Origin of the sequence: Bacteroides caecigallinarum (genome assembly GCF_016901995.1) — a bacterium.
Taxonomy (GTDB): domain Bacteria; phylum Bacteroidota; class Bacteroidia; order Bacteroidales; family Bacteroidaceae; genus Phocaeicola; species Phocaeicola cellulolyticus.
Genome location: NZ_JACJLE010000006.1, coordinates 24,093 through 44,033 on the forward strand (window position 1 = coordinate 24,093; position 19,941 = coordinate 44,033).

At 41.2% G+C, this 19,941-nt stretch carries 17 protein-coding genes; 9 read left to right on the forward strand and 8 right to left on the reverse strand.

The features are described 5' to 3' along the window. Nucleotides 1–46 precede the first annotated feature (46 nt). Nucleotides 47–1,468, forward strand: coding sequence for an alkaline phosphatase (locus H6A61_RS02580; protein WP_204390681.1), 1,422 nt, complete (start codon nucleotides 47–49; stop codon nucleotides 1,466–1,468). A gap of 120 nt (nucleotides 1,469–1,588) precedes the next feature. Here H6A61_RS02580 and H6A61_RS02585 read toward each other — a convergent pair whose 3' ends face one another. Both H6A61_RS02585 and H6A61_RS02590 read right to left on the reverse strand, forming a co-directional pair. After that, nucleotides 1,589–2,308, reverse strand: a complete 720-nt coding sequence (locus H6A61_RS02585; RefSeq protein ID WP_204390683.1) for a helix-hairpin-helix domain-containing protein — start codon at nucleotides 2,306–2,308, stop codon at nucleotides 1,589–1,591. A 12-nt stretch (nucleotides 2,309–2,320) separates the two neighbouring features. Beyond that, nucleotides 2,321–3,688, reverse strand: coding sequence for a sodium-dependent transporter (locus H6A61_RS02590; protein ID WP_204390685.1), 1,368 nt, complete (start codon nucleotides 3,686–3,688; stop codon nucleotides 2,321–2,323). A gap of 92 nt (nucleotides 3,689–3,780) precedes the next feature. Between H6A61_RS02590 and H6A61_RS02595 the strand changes: the two genes are divergently transcribed. Beyond that, nucleotides 3,781–4,176, forward strand: coding sequence for a VanZ family protein (locus H6A61_RS02595; protein ID WP_204390687.1), 396 nt, complete (start codon nucleotides 3,781–3,783; stop codon nucleotides 4,174–4,176). 79 nt (nucleotides 4,177–4,255) lie between these two features. Here the strand turns inward: H6A61_RS02595 and H6A61_RS02600 are convergent, their stop codons facing one another. Continuing rightward, on the reverse strand, nucleotides 4,256–5,230 hold the full coding sequence (locus tag H6A61_RS02600; protein WP_204390688.1) for an ROK family protein: 975 nt from the start codon (nucleotides 5,228–5,230) through the stop codon (nucleotides 4,256–4,258). Between the two features lie 139 nt (nucleotides 5,231–5,369). Here H6A61_RS02600 and H6A61_RS02605 point away from each other — a divergent pair, with 139 nt between their 5' ends. The 5 genes from H6A61_RS02605 to H6A61_RS02625 all read left to right on the forward strand — a co-directional run bounded on the left by H6A61_RS02605 (nucleotide 5,370) and on the right by H6A61_RS02625 (nucleotide 11,152). After that, nucleotides 5,370–6,089, forward strand: coding sequence for an ABC transporter ATP-binding protein (locus H6A61_RS02605; protein ID WP_204390690.1), 720 nt, complete (start codon nucleotides 5,370–5,372; stop codon nucleotides 6,087–6,089). 11 nt (nucleotides 6,090–6,100) lie between these two features. Continuing rightward, a complete protein-coding gene (locus H6A61_RS02610) occupies nucleotides 6,101–7,348 on the forward strand; it encodes an ABC transporter permease (RefSeq protein ID WP_154044308.1) in 1,248 nt (415 codons plus the stop codon). A gap of 2 nt (nucleotides 7,349–7,350) precedes the next feature. Then, on the forward strand, nucleotides 7,351–8,595 hold the full coding sequence (locus H6A61_RS02615) for an ABC transporter permease (protein WP_204390692.1): 1,245 nt from the start codon (nucleotides 7,351–7,353) through the stop codon (nucleotides 8,593–8,595). Between the two features lie 106 nt (nucleotides 8,596–8,701). Continuing rightward, nucleotides 8,702–9,796, forward strand: a complete 1,095-nt coding sequence (locus H6A61_RS02620; protein ID WP_204390694.1) for an efflux RND transporter periplasmic adaptor subunit — start codon at nucleotides 8,702–8,704, stop codon at nucleotides 9,794–9,796. Between the two features lie 27 nt (nucleotides 9,797–9,823). Then, nucleotides 9,824–11,152 (forward strand): TolC family protein, encoded by a 1,329-nt coding sequence (locus tag H6A61_RS02625; RefSeq protein ID WP_204390696.1) that lies wholly within the window; start codon nucleotides 9,824–9,826, stop codon nucleotides 11,150–11,152. 157 nt (nucleotides 11,153–11,309) lie between these two features. On the opposite strand, the gene H6A61_RS02630 is transcribed toward H6A61_RS02625, so the two are convergent. The 5 genes from H6A61_RS02630 to H6A61_RS02650 form a co-directional block, all read right to left on the reverse strand. Then, nucleotides 11,310–12,107 (reverse strand): hypothetical protein, encoded by a 798-nt coding sequence (locus H6A61_RS02630; protein WP_204390698.1) that lies wholly within the window; start codon nucleotides 12,105–12,107, stop codon nucleotides 11,310–11,312. A gap of 126 nt (nucleotides 12,108–12,233) precedes the next feature. Further along, complete coding sequence (locus tag H6A61_RS02635) at nucleotides 12,234–13,073, reverse strand: CvfB family protein (RefSeq protein ID WP_204390700.1); 840 nt, start codon at nucleotides 13,071–13,073, stop codon at nucleotides 12,234–12,236. 40 nt (nucleotides 13,074–13,113) lie between these two features. Then, nucleotides 13,114–13,764, reverse strand: coding sequence for an ABC transporter ATP-binding protein (locus H6A61_RS02640; protein WP_204390702.1), 651 nt, complete (start codon nucleotides 13,762–13,764; stop codon nucleotides 13,114–13,116). 13 nt (nucleotides 13,765–13,777) lie between these two features. Further along, on the reverse strand, nucleotides 13,778–14,503 hold the full coding sequence (locus H6A61_RS02645) for a tRNA threonylcarbamoyladenosine dehydratase (protein ID WP_154044301.1): 726 nt from the start codon (nucleotides 14,501–14,503) through the stop codon (nucleotides 13,778–13,780). Next, complete coding sequence (locus tag H6A61_RS02650; protein ID WP_204390704.1) at nucleotides 14,482–16,629, reverse strand: cation:proton antiporter; 2,148 nt, start codon at nucleotides 16,627–16,629, stop codon at nucleotides 14,482–14,484. The genes H6A61_RS02645 and H6A61_RS02650 overlap by 22 nt, the downstream gene beginning before the upstream one ends. Nucleotides 16,630–16,810: 181 nt before the next feature. Between H6A61_RS02650 and H6A61_RS02655 the strand changes: the two genes are divergently transcribed. Beyond that, nucleotides 16,811–17,821, forward strand: coding sequence for an aspartate-semialdehyde dehydrogenase (locus H6A61_RS02655; RefSeq protein ID WP_204390713.1), 1,011 nt, complete (start codon nucleotides 16,811–16,813; stop codon nucleotides 17,819–17,821). A 456-nt stretch (nucleotides 17,822–18,277) separates the two neighbouring features. Then, nucleotides 18,278–19,885 carry a LuxR family transcriptional regulator gene (locus tag H6A61_RS02660; RefSeq protein WP_204390715.1) on the forward strand — a complete coding sequence of 536 codons (1,608 nt, stop codon included), beginning with the start codon at nucleotides 18,278–18,280 and terminating at the stop codon, nucleotides 19,883–19,885. The last annotated feature ends 56 nt before the right edge of the window (nucleotides 19,886–19,941 follow it).

Sequence of the window (19,941 nt, forward strand, 5' to 3'; positions counted from 1 at the left end):
AACACAATATTTTCTTATTTTTGCACAAATCAAAAACCAAACAACAATGAAAAAATTCCATTTATTATTTGCTCTCGTATTACTTTCGTGCAATTGGAGCTTTGCACAGCAGGCTAAATATGTATTTTATTTTATCGGCGACGGTATGGGTGTAAACCAGGTACAGGGAACAGAACTTTTCCAGGGTGAAATGAAAGGCGAAATAGCCATCGAACCATTGTGTTTCACTCAATTTCCGGTATCTACGGTCGCAACCACTTTCTCCGCAACAAACGGAGTTACCGATTCTGCCGCAGCAGGTACTGCATTGGCTACAGGCAACAAGACAAAAAACGGTGCTATCGGTGTATTGAAAGACCTTGAAACTCCTGTAAACAGTGTTGCCGTATGGGCAAAAAACAGCGGACGTAAAGTTGGAGTAGCAACAAGTGTCAGCGTCGATCATGCAACTCCGGCTGCATTCTATGCCCACGAAGCAGGACGCGGAAGCTATTACAACATTGGTGCCGATCTTTATGCCGCAGGATTTGATTTCTACGCAGGTTCAGATTTTATGGAACCGGACAATAAGGAAGACAAAAGCGCAAAGAACCTTTACAAAATGGCTGACGAATACGGTTATTCTATCGCCAGAGGTTATAATGACTATACCAAGAAAAGCGCTAAAGCCGACAAGATGATCCTTTTCCAAAGTGAAGAAGCCTCATCAAAAGACAGAAGTGCCATTCCATATGCTATAGACAGAACAGAGAAAGATCTTACACTGGAAGAAATTACACGTTCTGCCATAGATTTCCTTTCAAAAGATTTAAGTAAAGGTTTCTTCCTGATGGTGGAAGGCGGAAAAATAGACTGGGCATGCCACAGCAACGATGCAGCAACTGCTTTCCGCGAAGTGCAGGATTTGGACAAGGCTATCAGGCAAGCATACGAATTCTACAAACAACATCCTGACGAAACACTTATTGTGGTAACAGCCGACCATGAAACCGGTGGTATAGTATTAGGAACTGGAGAATACAGACTTAACCTGAAAGCACTGGATAACCAGAAAATGAGCGAAAGCGGATTTACCAAAGTACTGAATACACTGCGTAAGAAATATAAGAATAATGTTCCATGGGAATCAGTAAAGACAGCCTTGAAAGAGAACTTCGGTTTTTGGGATGAAATAAAGCTTTCAGAGGAACAGGAAAAACGCCTGGTAAATGTTTACGAAAACACATTGAAGGGTCAGAATGCCAAAATGGAAAAAAGTGAGTATGCACGCGATGAAGCTCTTGCCGCAGAGGCTAAACGTATAGTAAGCGAAATAGCTCTTATCGGATGGACAAGTGGCGGACACTCTGCAGGATATGTACCTGTATTTGCTATCGGAGCCGGAGCTGAAAACTTCAGCGGAAGATTGGACAACACACAAATACCTGTCCTTATAGCAAAATCTGCAGGATATACAGTAGAAAAATAAACTATACAGCCACAATAGTTTTAAAATATTTATCAGCCGTTTGGAAATTGTCAGGTGAATGTTCAACCGGACAGTTGCCAAACGGCTGATAACATATAATGGAAAAGAACTGCTAACTCCCTATTCAAACGAAAAATAATGACTTAGCTTATCTATATCTTCTTCCGAAAATTCCCCGAACATTGATATCTGAGACATACCATCTATAGAACCTCTCTTACGTCTGAAATCAATAATAGCTTTGGCCTTATAGAAATCCATATACGGATGCGAACGCAATTCATCTATTCCGGCTTTATTGATTCTGATTTTACGGAAAACATCAGACTTGACTTCAAACCATTTCAGCAATGTAGAATCGACATACTGTACTTCTAGTAATTGAGCGGTATTGTAAAACCCTCCCAAACGGTTTCTATAGTTCACAATATTTCTTGAAATGACACTTCCTATGCCAGGAATTTTCTTCAATATTGACGTGTCGGCGGTATTTACATCAATTATGATTCCTGCATTGAATTTCTCCTGTTTAGGATATTTCTTTATCTCTTTATTCTCTTCCTTCTTATGCTCATAGGAAAAATCAGAAGACTGCTTTTTATTCTTCTTATATACAGGCTCTTTATCTTTATATCTTCTGTAATTGTCACGATTACGCTTGTCATTATCAATCCTGACATACAAAGAATCAGCAATTTTCAACGGATCAATAGCAATTTCAGTCCTGTTATTCCCGATATTTTCGCTCGCCAAAATACATATCAGCAGAATAAGAACCAACAATAAAAATATTATTGCCCTACGCTGTCCGCGAGAATAAAAGAACCAATCCTTCCACATATATAATGCTTTTTAGAAAAGTCCCAACTCATTAAGAAAAATAAGCATTATACCGACCGGAGCGATAAACTTCAAAATGAAAATATAAAGAGGATAATAAGTAGATTTCAACGCGCCATAATTTGTAGCCTCACCTTTTACGATAGCTTTGTTTAGTACCCATCCGACAAAGATAGCAGACAACATACCGGAAACAGGCAACATGATTTTTGCTGTAAGATAATCCAAGGCATCAAAGAAGTTCATACCAGCAATCTTGAATCCGCTCCATTCTCCCAGTGCAAGCGATGAAACGACACCTATAGACCAACAACCCAAAGACACAATGGTCGCAGCCCTTCCACGTGTAAGTCCGAACTTTTCGTGGAGAAAGGCAGTAGAAACCTCGTGAAGTGAAATTGTTGAAGTAAGCGCCGCCAATGCAAGAAGAAGATAGAATGCCATAGCACATACCACCGCCAATAACGGCACTGCGGAAAATGCCTGCTGGAACACATTTGGCAATGTTATAAATATCAATGAAGGACCGGAACCCGGGTTTATTCCAACAGAAAAAGCTGCCGGAAATATAATTATACCGGCCAGTATCGCGACGAACGTATCAATTATTCCGACACTCATCGCCGTATGTCCCAATCTTGTTTCCTTTCCAAAATATGATGCATAAGTTGACAGACATCCCATACCAAGGCTCATCGAAAAGAAAGCCTGCCCCATAGCTCCCAAGAATACTTCAGGAGTGACTTTACTGAAATCAGGTTTAAAAAGGAATTCTATACCCCTTTCAGCTCCAGGCAAAGTGACAGAACATATTGCTAGAAGAACTACAAGAATGAAAAGAACAGGCATCATAACCTTTGACGAACGCTCTATTCCGTCTTTCACACCCTTGACAATTACAATATGTGTAAGCAGCATGAAAACTGTAAGCCATATGATAGGACGTAACGGATCGGACGAAAACTCATTGAACATAGCAATAAAGCCGTTAGCATCCTTTCCTTCGAAACCTCCTATAGCCGACTGAAGCAGATATTCCAACGTCCATCCTGCCACAACCGAATAATATCCCAAGATAAGGAAACCGGTAAGAACGCCCAAATATCCCACCCATTTCCAGTTTGTGCCGGGAGCAAGAACACTGAAAGATCCTCCGGTACTCGCTTTGGCACTACGCCCGATAGTGAATTCGGCTACCATTATCGGCAAACCGAATATGAAGATACATCCCAAATATATAAGGATAAAAGCAGCACCACCATGATTACCCGCTTCGTAAGGGAAACGCCATATATTACCCAATCCCACTGCTGAACCTGCCGCCGCCAATATCGCACCCAATTTACTTCCAAAACTAACTCTGTCGTGATGATGTTGCATAAAAAAACATATTAAATAATAAATAGAACTGTTTAGCGGCACAAATGTACAAAAAATATCATATTTTTGGCGGGAAAATTAATATTTATAACATGATTACATATTTAAAGCGTTATCCATTATCTATTCTGGTGATAGCGGCAATACTTTATTTGTCGTTTTTCAAACCTCCGCAAACATCACTGAACGAGATAAAGAATCTCGATAAGATAGTACACATCTGTATGTACGGAGGACTTACAGTCATTCTATGGTCTGAACATATAAGGCAACACTTTCCTTTGATAAAAAGACATCTTATAATAGGAGGAATTATATGCCCTATTGTCATGAGCGGACTCATAGAAATAGGTCAAGCCACACTGACAGAGACAAGAGGTGGCGATTGGCTGGATTTTGCGGCCAACATCACAGGCGTAATACTGGGCAGTATTTTCAGTTATTATGTATTACGACCATACATATGGAAGAAACATAATAAGAAATAATCGGATATATGCATAAAAAAACTCATCAGGTATCATACCAAACACCTGATGAGTTTTTTATGTATATATTACTTAAAGATTAATCTTCCTTCACTTCCCAACCTAATGCACTTGCACCCAATACGGCAGCATCTGCATCTTTAAGCTGTGAAAGCAACAGTTTAGTCTTACCGGCATATATCTTAAGAACGTTTTCATCCATAGCCTTCTGTATAGGTTTCATGATGAGATCACCTGATTTGGCAAGACCTCCAAACAGAATAATTGCTTCCGGACTTGAGAACGCGATAAAATCAGCCAATGCTCTACCCAAGATTGTTCCTGTATATTCAAATATTTCCAAAGCAAGCTTGTCACCTTTGATAGCTGCATCGTAAACATCCTTTGATACGATTTCTTCTGCAGGAATCTCTCTAAGCAAACTTGGTTCTGAACGTGCAACCAGGAATTCGCGTGCAGTACGCGCAACACCGGTAGCCGAGCAGTATGTTTCAAGACATCCTTTACGTCCGCAACCGCAAAGACGACCGTCACGTTCTACTACCACGTGACCAAGCTCACCTGCAAAACCGTCGTGACCGTAAACCAACTGTCCGTTTACAACGATACCGCTACCAACACCTGTTCCAAGTGTAATCATTATGAAGTCTCTCAACCCGCGTGCAGCTCCGTATGTCATTTCACCGATTGCAGCCGCATTGGCATCATTTGTAAGAGCAGTAGGTATTCCCAACTTATCTTCAAACATCGCTGCCAAAGGAATAACCCCCTTCCAAGGAAGATTTGGAGCGAATTCTATAGTTCCTTTATAGTAATTTCCGTTAGGCGCGCCAACACCCATTCCCTTGAACTTTTCAGCTCCACCGAACTGCTGCAACAAAGGAATAAGTTTTTTGCACACTGCATCAACGTATTCATCTATTTCCTCATGTTCCTGAGTCTTGATTGAATCTGAAGCCAACACGTTTCCACGAGAATCAACTACACCGAAAACGGTATTTGTACCGCCGATGTCCATACCAACCACATAGGGTTTTTCCATATTTACAGTCATGACATTTATTGTTTAGGGTTAATTATTGAGACAAAAATATACAATAGACAATAATCTCACAAATTTTTCAAATAAATATTAATACGAATCTATAAGTTTTTTCCTAATTTAGCCGCGAATTTATTAATCAACTTAAAAAATGATTCGTTTAAAAGACATAAACAAGACTTACCACAACGGTGCTCCACTGCACGTACTGAAAGGTATTAACCTTGAAATAAAAAAAGGGGAATTTGTTTCTATCATGGGAGCTTCCGGTTCGGGAAAATCCACATTACTTAATATACTGGGAATTCTTGATAATTATGACACAGGGGAATATACCCTGAACGGGGTACTTATAAAGGACCTTAGCGAAACTAAGGCAGCCGAGTACAGAAACAGAATGATAGGTTTCATTTTCCAGTCCTTCAACCTAATCTCGTTCAAGAATGCAATGGAAAATGTAGCCCTGCCCCTATATTATCAGGGAGTAAGCAGAAAGAAAAGAAACGAGCTTGCAATGGAATATCTTGACAAGCTCGGTCTGAAGGAATGGGCACACCACATGCCAAACGAACTGTCAGGAGGACAAAAACAGAGAGTGGCAATAGCAAGAGCCCTGATTTCAAAACCAGAAATAATCCTGGCGGACGAACCTACAGGAGCGCTTGACAGCAAGACCTCGGTAGAAGTAATGAATATCCTTAAAGAGCTGCACGAAAAAGAAGGCCTTACAATCATTATAGTGACACACGAAAGCGGTGTAGCCAACCAGACAAACAAGATAATCCATATAAAAGACGGTATTATAGAAAAGATAGAAGACAATATCGATCATAACGCATCACCGTTCGGAAAAAACGGATTTATGAAATAACACATAGGGAAATGACAGATCTTATTCAAGAAATATACGGTACAATAATGCGCAACAAGCTTCGTACGGCACTCACAGGATTTGCCGTAGCATGGGGAATATATATGCTTATTGTCCTTTTGGGAGCCGGAAACGGACTTATCCATGCTTTCGAAAACCAGTCGGCAGATATGAAGATGAATTCCATGAAGATTTATCCTGGATTTACATCAAAAGCATTCAACGGATTGAACGAAGGCAGAAACATATCGCTTAACGAAAGCGATATGAAAATCACTTCAAAAAGATTTAAAGACAACATCACTACAGTAGGAGCCACAACAAGTCACAGCGGAATACTGACATACGGCAAAGAAAATGTCAGCATCACCATAGACGGTGTATTCCCTAACCACACGGAGATGGAACCGATGAAACTTGTCAGGGGAAGATTTATCAACAAGCGTGATATGGATGAAATGCGAAAAGTTATCGTACTTCACCAGAAGACATACGACATACTGTTTCCACACACTGAAGGAATAGGTAAATATATCACATCACAAGGTGTCATGTATCAGGTAATAGGTATATATTCCGACCAGAACAGTTTCTCACCAAGCGCGCTTATTCCATTCACATCCCTACAGCTGATATACAGCAAGGGTGACAGTATCGACAATATAATATTTGCCACAAAAAATCTTACAGACCAGGCTACAAACGATAAATTTGAAAAAGAATACCGCGCCGCAATAGGCAAGAACAACAATTTTGCTCCCGACGATGACAGCGCGATATGGATCTGGAACAGATTTACACAATATCTGCAACAGCAGTCGGCAACCAATATCCTAAAAATCTCGATATGGGTAGTAGGTATTTTCACTCTGCTTAGCGGAATCGTAGGTGTAAGCAATATCATGCTTATTACGGTCAGAGAAAGAACACACGAGTTCGGAATAAGGAAAGCACTCGGGGCAAAGCCTTCTTCCATTCTTTGGCTCATCATATCCGAAAGCGTAGTAATTACAACATTCTTCGGATATATAGGCATGGTTGCGGGAATTGCCACCACAGAATACATGAATATAGTAGCAGGCAAGCAAGTGGTGGATGCAGGAGTCTTCTCAATGACTTTCTTCGAAAATCCTACTGTCGATATAAGCATTGCCATACAAGCCACTCTTACACTGATAATAGCCGGAACGCTTGCCGGACTGTTCCCTGCAAGAAAGGCTGTAATGATACGACCGATTGAAGCACTTAGAGCAGACTGATTATGAGACGATTTGATTTGGATACATGCGAGGAGATAATCCTCACCATAACAAGGAACAAGACACGAAGCCTGCTAACGGCATTCGGTGTCTTTTGGGGAATATTCATGCTTGTTGCCCTCATGGGAGGGACGAAGGGTGTGCAGGATCTTATGGCAAAACAGTTCGTGGGATTCGCGACCAACTCCGGTTTTATGGGTACCAACCAGACAAGCAAGGCATATAAAGGATTCCAGCAGGGACGTTTCTGGGAACTTACAAACACTGATGTGGAAAGAGTACGACGCAGCGTTCCGGAGATAGAAGTTGTAACTCCAAATATTACCAAATGGGGAATAGAAATGGTTTACAACGAAAACAAAACCTCCGGTACCCTAAAAGGACTCTATCCTATATACTCAAAAATAGAAGAGCCGCAAATTTCTATGGGACGTTACATCAATGATATGGATATTCTGAACAGGAGAAAAGTCTGTGTGTTAGGCAGCAGAATTTTTGAAAGTCTTTTTCCTGACAAGAGCAATCCATGCGGCAAATACATTGAAGTCAGCGGAATATATTATCAGGTAATAGGAGTCAATATGGCTGCAGGAAACATGTCCGTTCAGGGACAGGCTGAAACATCAATCATTATACCATTCTCTACAATGCAGCAGAACTATAATTTCGGAGACAAAATCCAGATGTTGAGTTTTACCGTTAAAAAGGGATACTCGGTGAGTGAAATCCAAAAGAAGGTAGAATCGGTAATAAAACGGGCACACAATGTACACCCCGATGACAAGCAGGCTGTGATAAGTGTAAATGCCGAAGCCATGTTCGGAATGATGGACAATCTGTTCTCCGGCATAGAAGTTCTGGGATGGATGGTAGGTCTGGGAACACTACTGGCAGGAGCTATTGGCGTGAGCAATATAATGATGGTCACAGTAAAAGAGAGAACCACTGAAATAGGTATCCGCAGAGCGATAGGCGCACGTCCTAACGACATCCTCAGCCAGATTCTTACAGAAAGTATGGTACTTACCATCATAGCAGGTATGAGCGGAATATCTTTTGCCGTTTTCCTTCTGAATATTGTAGAAGAGGCACTCTCCTCGCCTACCTCGGCAGCACACTTCCAAATCAGTTTCTGGGGAGCCATAGGAGCCTGCGTCTTACTGCTTATCCTTGGACTGCTTGCCGGACTGGCACCTGCCTTCAGGGCAATGGCAATAAAACCAATCGAGGCTATAAGGGATGAGTGATGTTCAATTTATAATTAAAAATTAATAATGAAAAATTAAGAGTTATTTGTCAGTCATTTATAGCTAGATAACACATAAAAACAGGAAACTTAAAAAAACAAATCATATGAAGAAATTTATCAGAATCGGTATAATGGTAGTCATAGCACTGCTGTTCATCGGAACTTTCGTATTCCTTTACCAGAAATCACAGCCAAAAGACGTTGAATACAACGTATCGAAAGTAGTAAAATCAAACATCGTACAAACAACCGTGGCTACAGGAAAGATAGAACCTAGAGACGAGGTACAGATAAAGCCACAGATTTCAGGTATCATATCAGAAGTATATAAAGAAGCCGGAGAAACAGTAAAAAAAGGAGAAGTGATAGCCAAAGTGAAAGTTATTCCTGAATTGGGACAGCTCAATTCTGCAGAAAGCCGTGTGCGTCTGGCCGAGATGAATGGCCGCCAGGCAGAAATTGACCTTGAAAGAATGGAAAAACTTTACGAAAAGAAACTGGTCAGCAGCGAAGAATATGAAAAGACATTGCTCACAACCAAACAGGCACGCGAAGAGATACAGGCAGCAAAGGACAATCTGGAAATCATCAAGGAAGGTATAACCAAGAACAGTGCTTCATTCAGCAGCACACTGATACGTTCCACTATCGACGGACTGATACTTGACGTACCTATTAAAGTGGGTAACTCGGTAATCATGAGTAACACTTTCAATGACGGTACGACAATTGCAACCGTTGCCGACATGGGCGACCTCATTTTCCGTGGAAACGTTGACGAAACAGAAGTTGGAAAAATAGCCGTAGGAATACCTGTAAAGATTACTTTAGGTGCGCTACAGGATATGTCGTTCAACGCAACATTGGAATACATTTCACCTAAAAGCGTGGAAAACAACGGAGCCAACCAGTTTGAAATCAAAGCTGCCATTACAGTGCCCGACAGTGTTACAATCCGTTCAGGATATAGTGCAAATGCCGAAATGGAACTTCAGAGAGCAAACGATGTGCTCAGCATACCCGAAAGCGCATTGGAATTCAAGGGAGACTCCACTTTCGTATTCCTGCTCACCGACAGCGTGTCAGGTCAGAAATTCGAGCGTAAAAGTGTCATAACCGGAGTCAGCGACGGAATTAACGTTGAAATAAAATCAGGACTGAAAGAGAACGAGTTTGTCCGCGGACTAAAGAAAGAATAATGTATAACAGTTTAATCGGAAACTGAAATGAAGAACAACATAATCATAACCTCGGCTTTGATGATTCTGCTATCGGCAAATGCATACTCACAGGAAAAATGGGACCTAGAAAGATGCATCAGACATGCCATAGAGAACAATCTCAATATCAAACAGCAGGAAGCGTCAAAAGAGCAGAGCGAAGTAGAGCTTAATACAGCCAAATGGAGCAGATTGCCGGACTTGAACGGCAGTGCATCGCACTCTTTCAACTTCGGACGAAGCATCCAGGCAGACAATACGTATCAAAGCCTTAACACCCAAAACACGGCATTCAGCCTGAATACAAGCATACCGCTTTTCACAGGACTGAAGATAACTAACAACATAGCCCTTGCAAAACTTAACCTGCAGGCTGCAACCGAAGACCTGAATAAAGCAAAAGAAGACATCAGCATACAGGTTGCGTCAGCCTATCTGCAAGTACTCTTCAACGACGAGCTTGCCCAGGTGGCACACATACAGGTTGAACTCAGCAAAGAAATGCTAGAGCAAAAGGAAGCATATTTCAAAACCGGAAAGGCATCTGAAGCAGAATGGCTTGAGGCAAAGTCCAGAGTGGCACAGGACCAGTTGTCGGCTGTACAGGCAGACAACAACTACAAATTGGCTTTACTGGATTTGAGCCAATTGCTGGAACTTCCATCACCGGACAACTTTTCCATTGTGTCTCCAACAGCCGAGATGGAAGAGTATATGAGCAGCATAACCTCACCTACTGACATTTACAATCAGGCTATACTGTTCAAACCATCAATTAAAGCGGCACAATACCGTCTTGAAGGAGCCGCCAAGTCAGTGAAAATAGCCAAAAGCGCTTATTTCCCTCAATTAAGCTTCGGAGCCGGCCTTAGTACAAACTATTACAAGGTAGCAGGCATGAAGAATCCTGTATTCGGTTCACAGTTAAGGGACAATTTCAGCCAGTATTTCGGTTTCCAGCTTAGTGTTCCCATATTCAACCGCTTCGGCACAAGGAACCAGGTAAGAAGTGCCAGAATACAGCAGAACACCCTGAACTGGCAACTTGAAGACAGCAAAAAAGCCTTATACAAAGAAATACAACAAGCATATTACAATGCACTTGGCGCTGAAAGCAGATACCAGAGCAGCTTGACAGCCGACGAGGCTGCAGAAGCATCTTTCAACCTTATGAAAGAAAAATATGCAGAAGGTAAGGCCAATGCCACCGAATACAACGAAAGCCGTACAAGCTGGATGAAAGCAATCTCGGAAAAGCTTCAGGCCAAATACGACTATATATTCCGTACGAAGATTCTTGATTTCTATAAAGGAGTGCCTCTGACACTGAAATAATCCGGATATATAAACCACTATATCAAAAGCCGACCATATCAATTTGTTACGCACAAATAAGTATGGCCGGCTTTTATTATCCTGAAAACATTTCCTTAGAAAAAAAATACTAACTGTAACAAGAGAGATATAATAAAAAGAATTAATTGATGCTGTTTCAAATTTCCCGCATTATTCTACGGGTGCTTTCATTTGCGCTACGTGAAAAGTTCCTGTCATTCGGTTTTCTGACATTGCTCCTTTTCTCCTTTCTTTCGTTGCGTCGTTCGTATCTGTCATGCTTGTCATTGTCATGCTTTGGCGGACGTGACACTGACGGAGGAATAGGTCGTGACGGCGGACACACCTGACGTGGCGGACGTAACGGAGGTTCAGGTCTTCCAAAATCATGCGGTCTGTGTTCCGGGCGACACTGATAATGTCCCGCATATACCTTGTGGTTATAATACTTTCTGAAATTCTTCTTATAATAACTTACTCCACCACAATGTGCACGTGCGTGTGCTCCTCTGTAAGTATAATAGTGCGGAGGCAATCCGTAATAGTAAAAACGTCTGTCTGGATAAACTTTATATACACGTACATAACATACATTATTCATTGCATATATAGGACGGAAAAAATAGTCTATCGACATGAATTTCACATATGCCGTATTCGACAATATCCATCTCAGGTCATCGTTTCTCTCGTCAAGATACCTGTAGTACGCATCCATGGCTCTGGCATCCGCCCTTGACAAAGCCGCCAGATAAGGATCGACATTACTGAAAAAGTCGAAATTGATCTCATACAAATCATTATACTGACGTTCGTTCAACTTCAGTTCGAATGCCATCCTGTCAGTCAGGAAGCGGGCATTAACCCTGACGTCGCCCAAATCGAAGGCACCGGCAGGCAACACAAACATAAAGGCTGCAACTGCCATAATCATTAAACAAAATCTTCTCTTCATAATCTTACCGTTTTAATTTCCTGATACAAAAATAGGAGGATAAAAATCCCCCTACAACAGAATATTCCCAAACGTTTTTAGGAATGTTCCTACATGACATAGGATAAATCCTATATACTGCTATTATCAGGCCAGACGTATTCCCTGTTCACCTTCGAGAACAATCAGGCGCTTCTTGTACAAGTCACCCACAGCCTTCTTGAAGGTCTTCTTGCTTACCCCGAAAGTGCTGTATATCACGTCTGCGTCAGTCTTGTCGTTCAATGGTGTAGAACCACCGTTACTACGGATATATTCCAAAAGAGTATCTGCAAAGTCTTCCACCTTTTTCACTCCACCTTTCTGAAGTTCAAGGTCAATCTTGCCGTCAGGACGTACCTGCTTTATGTATGCATGCATCTTCATGCCTGTACGCACATCGGTAAATATCTCGTTCTTGAAAATCATACCACCGAACTTATTGTCAACAATTACCTTGAATCCCAAATCTGTCTTCTGCCATATAAGGACCTCCACCTCATCGCCAGGATTATATTCCGGCATATCCTTCGAAAGGAACTTTTCTATTTTCGCCGATGCCACTATACGATAGCTGTCCTCGTCAAGATGTACATGAACTACATACGAATTTCCTTTTATCATCTTCATGTTCTGCTCGCGGAAAGGTACGAAAAGGTCTTTCATAAGTCCCCAGTCAAGGAAAGCACCATACTGGTTCACCCATGCCACTTCCAGACATGCAAACTCGCCCACCTTAACGTAAGGTTGCAATGTAGTTGCAATCAGGCGTTCGTCCATATCGAGATAAATAAACACATTCAGTACGTCACCAGGCTTGCATCCCTGAGGTACATAACGTGTAGGCAACAATATTTCTCCATCTTCGCTACCATCAAGGTAAACCCCGAAATCAACTTCCTTTACGACTTCCAGAAGGTTGTATTCTCCCAATCTAATATGACTCATAATTATATATAGTTGTTAGTTGTTGGTTTATAGTTGTTGGTTAAACAATCCTTCCATCCAGCATGTGAATAGTCCGGTCAGTCTGGCCGGCAAGTCCTTCATCATGAGTTACTATTACGAAAGTCTGCCCCAGCTTATCGCGCAATTCAAAGAACAGATTGTGTAGTTCCTCCTTATTCTTAGTGTCAAGGCTTCCCGAAGGTTCATCAGCCAACACTACAGCCGGATTGTTTATCAAAGCCCTTGCCACAGCCACACGCTGTTTCTCTCCACCCGAGAGTTCTGCCGGCTTATGTGATGCACGGTCTGACAATCCTAAAAAGTTCAGCATTTCAAGTGCCTGCTTGCGAGCATCTGTAGCTGAAACTCCTTTAATCAAGGCAGGAATAGTGACATTCTCCAATGCAGTAAACTCAGGCAGCAACTGATGAAACTGAAAAACGAAACCTATCTCCTTATTCCTGAACGCAGACAGTTCTTTCTCTTTCATGCGGCTTACGTCAGTACCGTTTATAATTACCCTACCCGAATCAGCTCTGTCAAGAGTGCCTATTATCTGAAGAAGCGTGGTTTTTCCCGCTCCACTCGGTCCTACAATACTCACGACCTCACCTTTATCAATATTCAAGTCTATACCTTTCAACACCTGAAGTTGTCCAAAACTTTTCGTTATTCCTTCTATCTCTATCATATCTCAGGAATGTTTAGATTCTCTTTATCACATATTCAGCCAGATAACACCCGAACACCGCCGGCATATAGCTCACAGTGCCTGTAGTCGATTTTTTATTCTGCTCGTCATCTACCAATACGACGGCATTCGTATCTGCTTGCTCTGTACTGAACACCACCGGCAATTTCCGCTTCATCCCCATTTTCTGCAAACGTTTTCTCACAGCCTTGCTAAGTCCGCAATGGTAAGTCTCCCATAAATCGGCAAATCTGACCTGCGTAATATCACTCTTGGCACCTGCCCCCATGCTGCTGACTATCTTTAGCCCTCGCTTCAAAGCATTATATATAAGATAACATTTCGGAGCCACGGTGTCAATGGCGTCAACAACAAAATCAAACCTTTCACTGTCCAGCAACTCCGTAATAGCTTCATCCTTCAAATATACAGGCAATACATCCAATCGTATATCGGGATTAATATCGCGAAAACGTGTGGCAAGCACATCTGCCTTGTATTGCCCCAACGTGGAATGAAGTGCCGGAAGCTGACGGTTAATATTGGTAGGCTGCACGGTATCGGCATCTACTATAGTCATGTGCCCTATGCCTGCACGGCACAACATCTCGGCAGCATACGCCCCTACTCCTCCCAAACCTACCACCAGTACATGGGCACGGCGTAACCGCTCCGTTTTTTCTCTTCCCAGCAACAGTTCCGTGCGCTGCTGCCAATTTACGAATTCTTTTTGAACCATTTATAAATCCAATTACCTACTTTATCATAATATTGCGTCTCTGCCCATCCGTGCGGGTCGGAGAAAGAAAGACTCTCGTTAGGATCGCCTTTTTGTTCAGGATAGAGCAGCATGATGCTGTTGTTATTGAAATATTTGGAGACCTGCGTCGGAAGTTTCTCGAAAGAAGAATCGTAAGAAATAGACCCGCACCTCGCACTTACAATAACCAGCAGATGGTCGTAATTAACCTGCCCGGTCAACAACAACAAGTCTTCCCAATTCTCAAGTTCGGAATAAACGGTGCGCGTGTCCTTGAATTTCTTTTGTATAAAACCGCTGATGTATCCCAAAGTACGCAAAGGAGCATAAAAATGCACCCTGCACCCAAGCTGGCTGCTCAAACGGCACATATATGTTATCCATCTGGTAAAACCGTGCTCGAACTCGGCTTTTGGAGGCACCGCCACAATTATTCGGCGCAACGTATTGACAGGTATCAGGAAACGCACAATCATCACTTGCAAATATGTATTCTTCAACAAATTCTCTGTCATGTTACCGAAAAAAGAGTCAACGATGCTCGCCTTATAATGCAAACCTATGATAATGTCAGTCGCATCACATTCCTTTGCCGTATGAAGAATGCCTGTTGTTATGTTCAAATCAAAACGGCTAACAGTCTTCATCCGCACATTGGTTGACGCTGCTATCTGGGCCGCCCGCTCCAAGTTACGCTTGCTTCGCATTTCCTGCTTCACCGAATCGTTGTTGTCGTTGATGACACTAAGCGCAACCAAATTGTCGCTTATCTTTTCGTTGCGCAAGACCAACGCCAAACTCATCAAGCTTTCCAAAGTTTCCGGATTAGCTATAGGAACCAGGAAACGCTCTTTTTCATGCTCTTTGCCTTCATCCAAGCCTACATCGTCGCTCGTGGCAATCTGCTTGGCCGTGTGTTCGGTAATGAACGAACTGACAACACATGTCACCAATATAAGCAAAATCGTCCCGTTCAACACATCTTCGTTCAACAGCCGCTCACCGGAGGGAAGGATAATGTCGTAACCCACCAATACCGCCGCCAGAGTGGCCGCCGCCTGCGCGTTGCTCAGCCCGAACATCAACTCACGCTCCACGGCACGCATCCGGAAAATCTTCTGAGTCAACCACGAAGCTATCCATTTCCCGACCAATGCCACCACAATCATCACAGAAGCTACCTTTATAGAATCTATATGCCCGAACAACACGTTTACGTTTATCAGCATGCCGACACCTATAAGGAAATAAGGGATGAACAACGCGTTACCCACAAACTCCAAATGATTCATCAGCGGTGACACGTGAGGAATCAAACGGTTCAATACCAATCCGGCCAAGAACGCTCCCAATATACCTTCCATGCCAACGATTTCCATCAGTCCGGCACCAAGGAACACCATCGCCATGACAAAAATATATTGCACCACATTGTCACTATAACGGCGGAAGAACCAGCGGGCTATAGGCGGGAAAGTGTACATAATGATGGCTCCAAGCACTAACACTTTCAACACCAGCCATACCCAGAACATATCCGAAGTCTCGCCTTTATACAGGCCGCCGATGACTGCCAACACAAGCAAAGTAAGGGTATCTGTCACCGCCGTACCCCCTACCGCGATACCTACAGCCCGATGGCGGTTTATGCCGTAACGGATGACAATGGGGTAAGCGATAAGAGTATGCGACGCATACATACTGGCAAGCAATACCGAAGAGACGACTCCATAGCCCAAGATGTTTACATTGGTCCAAAAACCGATGCCCAACGGAATGACGAAGGCCAACAACCCCAATACCATCGCTTTTCCACGTATGCTCTTGAAGTCCTCCATATTCATTTCCAGACCGGCAAGGAACATGATATAATACAGTCCTACTTTCCCGAACAGTTCAAAGCTGCTGTCGCGCGCCAGGATATTAAATCCATGCTCACCGATAACGACTCCGGCCAATATCATTCCTATGATGTGCGGAATATGCAGTTTTTCCAAGATAATAGGAGCAAGCAATATGATTACCAGCACCAAAAAGAAAATCCACGTCGGGTCTGTTATGGGGAAATGAAAATCAAGGTCTAGTAAATTGAGCAAATCTTTCATAAATTCGTATCGTAATTTTTCATTTATTGAACAAAAATAGAAAAAAAATTCCGAGTTTCAATATTTATCAGTCAGAATGTTTTATTTTTGCAGTCTAAATAATAACAAACGATACAATACGACTAAAATTTACGAATATATAATAGTTAGGGAAATATTAACTTAATAGATTTATAAAGACATGAAAGTAGCAATTGTTGGTGCGAGCGGAGCCGTAGGACAAGAGTTCCTGAGAGTGCTCGAAGAAAGAGATTTTCCTTTAGATGAATTAGTTTTGTTCGGTTCCTCACGTAGTGCAGGACGAAAATACACATTCCGTGGAAAAGAAATCGAAGTCAAACTTCTGCAGCACAACGATGATTTTAAAGGTGTTGACATTGCCTTTACTTCTGCCGGTGCTGGTACTTCAAAAGAATTTGCGGAAACAATCACCAAGTACGGAGCGGTAATGATAGACAATTCAAGTGCTTTCCGTATGGATAACGACATTCCATTGGTAGTTCCTGAAGTTAACGCAGAGGATGCATTGAACCGCCCTCGCGGTATCATCGCAAACCCTAACTGTACTACTATACAGATGGTTGTGGCACTTAAAGCCATCGAAAACCTGACACATATCAAACGTGTTCACGTATCAACATACCAGGCAGCCAGCGGTGCAGGTGCAGCAGCTATGGACGAACTTTATGAGCAGTATCGTCAGGTATTGGCAAACGAACCTGTAAAAGTTGAAAAGTTCGCTTACCAGCTTGCCTTCAACCTGATTCCTCAGATTGACGTGTTCACAGATAACGGATATACAAAAGAAGAAATGAAGATGTATAACGAAACACGCAAGATCATGCACTCTGACGTTAAGGTTAGTGCAACATGTGTACGTGTTCCTGCTCTTCGTTCACATTCTGAAAGCATCTGGATTGAAACAGAACGTCCAGTATCAGTAGAAGAGGCTCGCGAAGCATTCTCAAAAGGTGAAGGACTTGTTTTGATGGACAACCCTGCTGAAAAAGAATATCCTATGCCATTGTTCCTTGCTGGCAAGGATCCTGTTTACGTTGGTCGTATCCGTAAGGATTTGGCAGACGAAAACGGACTTACATTCTGGATTGTAGGCGACCAGATAAAGAAAGGTGCCGCTCTCAATGCAGTACAGATTGCAGAATATCTGATAAAAGTCAAGAATATAGGATAATCGATTATATTCTAAAACAGAAAAGGAGGTTTCAGTTCTATTCGGCTGAAACCTCCTTTTTGTATATAAAAATTCCGAGTGATAATTCTATAAAAAAACGCACTGTCGTTTTAAGTAAAACGTGCCCGCGTTTTAATTGAAGCGTGCGCACATTTAAGGTCAAACGTGCGCACGCTTTATATTGAGTTCTAAAAGCCAAAAATACGGACATAAAAAAAGGAGTACCGCTGTACTCCAACCTTTATTAACCTTAAATCTAATACTATGAAAAACACAGTACAAAGATAAGGAGTAAAATTTAATCTGCAATTTTTTCAAGAGAAAAAGTATGTTTTATAACACGATTTACAAGCCATATATCTTTATTAACAAAAACAGAACATTACCGCCAATGTTTGTAACAAATATGTATTATATTTGTACGATTATTAATATTAACCATATATTACTCCAATCATGAGAAATTACTCTATTGCCATAATATTCATATTTATAAGCTCGTTATTCAATATTCTTGCAGCAAACAGTGATGTTAAAAACACAATAAAAAAGGCAGAAGACGGACTTTACACAAACCCGAGACAAACAGTATTCCTTGCATCAAAAGCACTTACAGAAACTGATGATGAAAACGATATAGTCAGATTGTTGTTTACAAAAGCACAGGCAGAAAGACTATTAGGCAATTTTGATGAAAGTCTAAATTCTCTATATAAAATAAATCTTGAATCATTAAATGAAACTGATATTAAGGGCGAAATATATAATTTAATGGCACTAAATTATTGTAATCTATCAGATTATCAAAAAGCTATCGAACTTAATGACAAAGCCATATCAATATTTAAAATAAATAACGATTCTATCAGATTGGCATATGCATATAATAACAAAGGAATAATTCATAACCACATGTCAGAAGACACACAAACTGAGAAATTTTTATTGGAAGCATTAAGAATCAACAGAGCATTGAGAAACATTAAGGGAATATCTGCCAATCTAAACAACTTATGTTTATACCACGGAAACTTATCGCAACAAAAAGAATACATACAAGAAGCTATAATAATAAACAAGAACCTTGATGCCAAATGGGCACTGGCAGAAAACTATAATAATCTGGGAAGATTATATATTTACGAAAAGAACTACGAAAACGCAAATACCGCACTGAAAAAAGCATATACTATAGCCAACGAAATCGGCGCTAAAGGTATAGTCTGCGATAACTATGAATATCTCTCCAGATTAAATGCACAATCAGGTAACTATCAGAAAGCCTTTGAATATCAAACAAAACTTAACTCTCTAAAACAGGAACTCCAAAGCGAAAACAATCTCAGAAAAATAGAATTAAACATCGCCGAAGAGAGATTAAAAGAAGTAATAAGGGAAAACGAAATTAAAAAACAAGAATACGAAATACAAAAACTGGAAAGAAACATATACGGGATTATTATTATATTCAGCCTGATAACCGTCATTACCATTTTGTTGACTCAACGTTCTAAAAGGAAAAAGAAACTGACCTTAATTAAAGCACAATATAAACTGGAACAGTCCCAACATGAAATAGCACGGCAGAAAATGGAATTGCAGAATATGGAATTACAGAATGCCCAACTTACATTAGAAAACAATAAACAACAAATGACCAATATGGCCGCTTTCCTGAAAAGCAGAAACGAATTGCTGGAAAAAATAAAAGAACTAATAAAGCAAGGATATAAACTGAACGGAAGTGAGACAACTATACATTTAAAGAAAATAAATGCAATAATTACTCAGTACCAAAACAATGACAAGACTAATAGTGTCACATTAAAAAGCACGGAAGACATAAATAATGAATTCATTGAAAGACTGGAAAAGAGACATCCAAACTTAACCCAAGGTGAAAAACACCTGGCATGTCTGCTAAGAACAGACATGTCCGCAAAAGAAATTGCAATTATTACAGGTACTACACCAAAAACCATAAACATGAATAGATACCGACTAAGAAAGGCACTAAACTTAAGCAATGAAACAGACCTTTCGGAATACATAAAGCAAATCTAGACAAAGACAATAAGTTATATACTTTGTAGATATACAATAAATAGTTAACACATTAT

Bases quoted from the DNA above. Each gene is read 5' to 3' on its own strand.
- H6A61_RS02580 (WP_204390681.1), top strand. From the start codon at position 47: ATGAAAAAATTCCATTTATTATTTGCTCTCGTATTACTTTCGTGCAAT.
- H6A61_RS02585 (WP_204390683.1), bottom strand. From the start codon at position 2,308: ATGTGGAAGGATTGGTTCTTTTATTCTCGCGGACAGCGTAGGGCAATA.
- H6A61_RS02590 (WP_204390685.1), bottom strand. From the start codon at position 3,688: ATGCAACATCATCACGACAGAGTTAGTTTTGGAAGTAAATTGGGTGCG.
- H6A61_RS02595 (WP_204390687.1), top strand. From the start codon at position 3,781: ATGATTACATATTTAAAGCGTTATCCATTATCTATTCTGGTGATAGCG.
- H6A61_RS02600 (WP_204390688.1), bottom strand. From the start codon at position 5,230: ATGACTGTAAATATGGAAAAACCCTATGTGGTTGGTATGGACATCGGC.
- H6A61_RS02605 (WP_204390690.1), top strand. From the start codon at position 5,370: ATGATTCGTTTAAAAGACATAAACAAGACTTACCACAACGGTGCTCCA.
- H6A61_RS02610 (WP_154044308.1), top strand. From the start codon at position 6,101: ATGACAGATCTTATTCAAGAAATATACGGTACAATAATGCGCAACAAG.
- H6A61_RS02615 (WP_204390692.1), top strand. From the start codon at position 7,351: ATGAGACGATTTGATTTGGATACATGCGAGGAGATAATCCTCACCATA.
- H6A61_RS02620 (WP_204390694.1), top strand. From the start codon at position 8,702: ATGAAGAAATTTATCAGAATCGGTATAATGGTAGTCATAGCACTGCTG.
- H6A61_RS02625 (WP_204390696.1), top strand. From the start codon at position 9,824: ATGAAGAACAACATAATCATAACCTCGGCTTTGATGATTCTGCTATCG.
- H6A61_RS02630 (WP_204390698.1), bottom strand. From the start codon at position 12,107: ATGAAGAGAAGATTTTGTTTAATGATTATGGCAGTTGCAGCCTTTATG.
- H6A61_RS02635 (WP_204390700.1), bottom strand. From the start codon at position 13,073: ATGAGTCATATTAGATTGGGAGAATACAACCTTCTGGAAGTCGTAAAG.
- H6A61_RS02640 (WP_204390702.1), bottom strand. From the start codon at position 13,764: ATGATAGAGATAGAAGGAATAACGAAAAGTTTTGGACAACTTCAGGTG.
- H6A61_RS02645 (WP_154044301.1), bottom strand. From the start codon at position 14,503: ATGGTTCAAAAAGAATTCGTAAATTGGCAGCAGCGCACGGAACTGTTG.
- H6A61_RS02650 (WP_204390704.1), bottom strand. From the start codon at position 16,629: ATGAAAGATTTGCTCAATTTACTAGACCTTGATTTTCATTTCCCCATA.
- H6A61_RS02655 (WP_204390713.1), top strand. From the start codon at position 16,811: ATGAAAGTAGCAATTGTTGGTGCGAGCGGAGCCGTAGGACAAGAGTTC.
- H6A61_RS02660 (WP_204390715.1), top strand. From the start codon at position 18,278: ATGAGAAATTACTCTATTGCCATAATATTCATATTTATAAGCTCGTTA.